Origin of the sequence: Sphaerochaeta sp., assembly GCF_050178175.1 — a bacterium.
Lineage (GTDB): Bacteria > Spirochaetota > Spirochaetia > Sphaerochaetales > Sphaerochaetaceae > Sphaerochaeta.
Genome location: NZ_JBFXGH010000148.1, coordinates 1 through 4,474 on the forward strand (window position 1 = coordinate 1; position 4,474 = coordinate 4,474).

The window sequence follows — 4,474 nt, forward strand, 5'->3', positions numbered from 1 at the left end:
GATAGGATAATGGCTGCATCAATGCTTACTGCTATCCCGGTCATGATCCTCTTCATGTCCATCCAGAAGAACCTTACAGGAGGACTGGCTGCCGGGGGTGTCAAAGAATGAGCAGCAAACGGCATACATCTCTTTCAATCGGAATGGTTCACTTCAAGACCGGCGAGACTGACGGGGTTTCCCTGGAGATGGACAAGTGGCGCGAGGTATTTGTTTCTGAAGGCCACACCGTATATTACTGTTGCGGACAGCCCCCGATGATTGACAATCAGAGTACCATCATCCCCTCTCTCTCCTATTTCAGTGAAGAGGCGCGTGCATTGAATCGCGGAACATTCGAGAATCTTGGGGATTTTGATAGTGAGGCAGCTTATGAAGAGGCAATGGAGAGGAACGCCTTGGCACTGACCAAGGAGTTTCTCTCTTGGGTTGATAGCTATAGCCTTGATGTACTGATTATCGAGAACATCTGGTCGGTGGGGCTGCACCCTGCCGCCGCTATTGCTCTGGAAAACGTCGTACATGCACGAAGACTCCATGTACTTGCCCATCATCATGATTTTTATTGGGAGCGAGTCACACCCATCTCTCTCACCTGTAAGCCTGCCATACGAATAGTCGACCAGTACCTGCCTCCCCATGACAGGCAGCATGAACATGTAGTGATCAACTCAAAGGCACAGAGAGCCTTGGAGGAGCGCAAGGGCATTACCGCCAACATCATTCCCAACACGTTTGATTTCAGCAATGGCCCTTGGCAGAAAGACACCTATAACAGTGATGTGCGGGAAGCGTTCGGTATCAAGGATGAAGATGTGCTCCTATTGCAAGCCACCAGAGTGGTTAAGCGGAAGGGGATTGAGCTTGCCATTGATTTCGCCCAGATACTGGAGAGGAAACTGGAAGCATATCGCAATACAGCTCTCTATAATGGAAAGGTCTTCACCGATACAAGCAAAGTCATCCTCATGCTTGCCGGGAGCATTGAGAATGATGCAGGAGCGTACCTTTCCCAACTGCAAGCAAAGGCCTGTATGCAAAATGTCACCTTGATCTGGATTGGAGATCATATCAGCCATACCCGTACGAGAAGGGGAGAGAAAAAGATATACAGCCTTTGGGACGTATATGCACATGCAGATATGGTGACGTATCCTTCCTACTGGGAGGGCTGGGGCAACCAATTGCTGGAAGCCGTGAAAGCGAAACTCCCAATCGTCTTATTCCCCTATGAAATATACCAAAGCGATATCAGGAAATCAGGATTCCAGATGATTGAGCTCGGACAAAAGGAAAGTCTTACCTGGGATGCCCAAGGGCTTGCCCAGCTTCCGTCCGATCAGGTAGATCAAGCGGCCAATGCTGCGTGCACCGTCCTTTTCAACAGACATGCACGAAGGGATATGGTAGAATCAAACTTCAAGATAGGCAAGGAATCGTTTTCCTTGGATACACTCCGTACGCTTCTCAGGCCCTATACAACAACTTGGAGCAACACACAATGGTGACTTTGAAAGATATTGCAGAACAGGTACAAAAATCGGTAACCACAGTATCCCGTGCACTGGCAGGATGTTCCGATGTAAGTCCAGAAACAATACGACTGGTACAAACTACCGCAAAAGAAATGGGGTATGTCCCCAACAGCATCGCCCAACGGTTGCAGAAAAAGGTAACCGATACCATTGGTATTGTGGTTCCGTATTCTGCCAAGGGCTACGGCGAACCATTTTTCAGTGAACTGCTCGCGGGTATCGGAAGGGAAGCCTCAGAGCAAGGGTTGGATCTGCTTGTAGCCTACGCGAAAAGAGAGAATGAACTCTCACTCTACAAAAAGCTGGTAAACGGGCGAAGGGTTGATGGATTTGTCATCAGCAGAACCCTCTGCCACGATGAGAGGATAGACTACCTATCATCCATTGATTTCCCGTTTGCTTCCTTCGGTATGGTTGAAGGCAAACAGGACTTTCCCTTTGTTGAGGAGGACAGTGATTATGCAATGGCCTGTGTAGTGGACCACCTTGCAGGCAAAGGCCATACAAGGATTGCTTGTATAGCACCCCCCCTTTCGGTTATGTTCTCTGCCGTTCGCCTGAGGGCTGTTAGAAAACATATGGAACTCATAGGGCTTTCCCTTCCGAGCGAGATGGTATGCATTGGCAGTTTCGACCAAAAGGATGGTTTTATGCAGACACAAAAGCTTTTGGATCTTCCTCATCCGCCAACCGCCATCATTTGCTTCAATGACAGTATTGCATTCGGTGCCATCAATGCGGGAAAGGAGCGAGGACTCTCCATAGGGACAGATCTTGCCATTACCGGATTCGACGATGTGCCCATGGCCGAGCTGTACCGTCCACCCCTTACCACTGTCCACCAGCCCATTGCAGATATCGGTTCGTTGGTTACCAAGTTGTTGATCAAGGCAATACAGGAAAAACACCCAACGTATAGAGCAAAAGCCGATGGCATAGAGAACATGCAAATCATACTATGCCCTACACTTATTATCAGAGAGTCATCATGAGTAAAACAAGTTTCCAGGATCTGGTCATCCCTTATCTGACAGAGCTATATGGTAAGAGAGTTGCAGCACAGTATAGTGATGCATTTATCTCCTTGTTGGGAAAATACCAAGAAAAACTTCGAAAACGATCGATCAGAGAAGGGATTCCTCTGGAGCGACATACATCAATACTGATTACGTATGCAGATTCCCTTAGAGGAGAACCAGGATGTCCAACACTCCCTCTGCTGCAATCATTTCTGCACGAGTATATCGGCTCTGTCATTTCAACGGTACATATCCTTCCATTCTTCCCTTCAAGCTCCGATGATGGATTTTCTGTGATTGACCCTACTGCTGTCGATCCTGTCTTTGGGGACTGGGAAGATATCCACGCACTACAGGGTGAGTATCTTCTCATGGTTGATTTTATCGCCAACCACCTCTCAAGAAAGAATAGATGGATCCAAGGATCCCTGGAGAATGATCCTCTGTATAAGGATTTCATCATCGAGTTGAAAGGTGACGAGGATCTCAGTTCTGTCTTCAGGCCACGTGCTTTGCCCTTGCTTACCAAGATGGGGGAAAAGCTGGTCTGGACCACATTCAGCAGTGACCAAGTGGATGTAAACTACCACAATCCCCAGGTACTGCTCCAGATGACTGAAATCCTGCTCCATTATCTAGATCACGGGGCATCTGTGGTCCGTCTTGATGCTGTTGCCTTCCTTTGGAAAGAGTTGGGCACACGTTGCATCCATCATCCGAAGACGCATACCATCATACAGTTCTTTTCCCGGATAATGTCCTCACTTTTTCCCGACAGCCTTCTGGTCACTGAAACAAACGTACCCCACCAGGAGAACATTTCCTATTTTGGGAATGGATATAATGAAGCAACGATGGTGTATAATTTTTCGCTGCCACCCCTTGTTTTCCATACATTCCTCTCCGGGGACGCCACAGCTCTCAGCTCATGGGCAAAAACACTTACACTCCCATCCAGCGAAGTAACTTTTTTCAACTTTCTTGCATCCCACGACGGCATCGGATTGATGCCGGTACAGGGTCTTCTCTCAAAGTCAGAGATAGAAGCGATGGCGGAGCATACAAAGAAGCAGGGTGGATATATTTCACGAAGAAGCGAAAACGATGGTTCAACCAGCCCATATGAACTGAATATCAACTACTTTTCAGCACTCTCCAATATAACAGAGGGGGAGCGTGAGAGCCTTGCCATCAAACGCTTCATCGCTGCTTCTGCAATCATGATCTTCTTCAAAGGAGTTCCAGGTATCTACATTCACAGTCTGATAGGTTCAAAGAATTGGTCAGAAGCACCATCCCTGTCAATGCATCCACGGAAGATCAATCGTGAAAAAATTGAAGTACAATCTCTGAGGAACGAACTCTCAGATCCTCATAGCAGGCGCTCTGTCATTTTAAAAGATATGCTTGCACTCTTGAGTATCAGAAAGAATGAGCCCGCATTATCTCCGCTTGCTGACCAAGAGATCATAGATACCGACAATCCTGGATGTTTTGCATTCCTTCGCACTACCAGGAAAAACGCTGGGGACATTGGACACTTGGAAGAGCTTTTTGTTGCAGTCAACATCAGTGCAAATCCACTGCGCATCCCAAATCAATGGAAAGGGGCTACAGCTGAGGTTGTGGATCTCATAACCAACACAACACTCACTGTGTCAGAGCACATCCAGCTTATGCCGTATCAGGTTGTGGCACTGCAGAGAAAGGAATGACTGTCATCGCCACTAATCTGTTTTCAACAAGGGTTTCCATGAAAAGATATCACCAATACGAAGCCCTAAGAAAACCGGTTTCCCCTATCGTGATGCCTCATGTCCATGATATACTCATCCTTATGAAACTCAAAGATATTATTGCATGTGTAGATGGACAGCTTATTTGTGGCGAATCCCATCTTGAAGATGAGATTGCACGAGG

At 47.3% G+C, this 4,474-nt stretch carries 3 protein-coding genes and 1 pseudogene; all 4 read left to right on the forward strand.

Annotated features, from left to right (window positions below; all coding sequences use genetic code 11):
- Nucleotides 1-107: 107 nt before the first annotated feature.
- Entirely contained in the window at nt 108-1,508 is a 1,401-nt protein-coding gene (locus tag AB7S66_RS11445; RefSeq protein ID WP_428520122.1) for a glycosyltransferase, read from the forward strand.
- Complete coding sequence (locus tag AB7S66_RS11450; RefSeq protein WP_428520124.1) at nt 1,502-2,527, forward strand: LacI family DNA-binding transcriptional regulator; 1,026 nt, start codon at nt 1,502-1,504, stop codon at nt 2,525-2,527. Before AB7S66_RS11445 ends, AB7S66_RS11450 begins: the two co-directional genes overlap by 7 nt.
- On the forward strand, nt 2,524-4,269 hold the full coding sequence (locus AB7S66_RS11455) for an alpha-amylase family glycosyl hydrolase (RefSeq protein WP_428520126.1): 1,746 nt from the start codon (nt 2,524-2,526) through the stop codon (nt 4,267-4,269). The genes AB7S66_RS11450 and AB7S66_RS11455 overlap by 4 nt, the downstream gene beginning before the upstream one ends.
- Nucleotides 4,266-4,474: pseudogene (locus tag AB7S66_RS11460) on the forward strand (hypothetical protein); the annotation flags it as partial. The gene AB7S66_RS11455 and the pseudogene AB7S66_RS11460, both read left to right, overlap by 4 nt.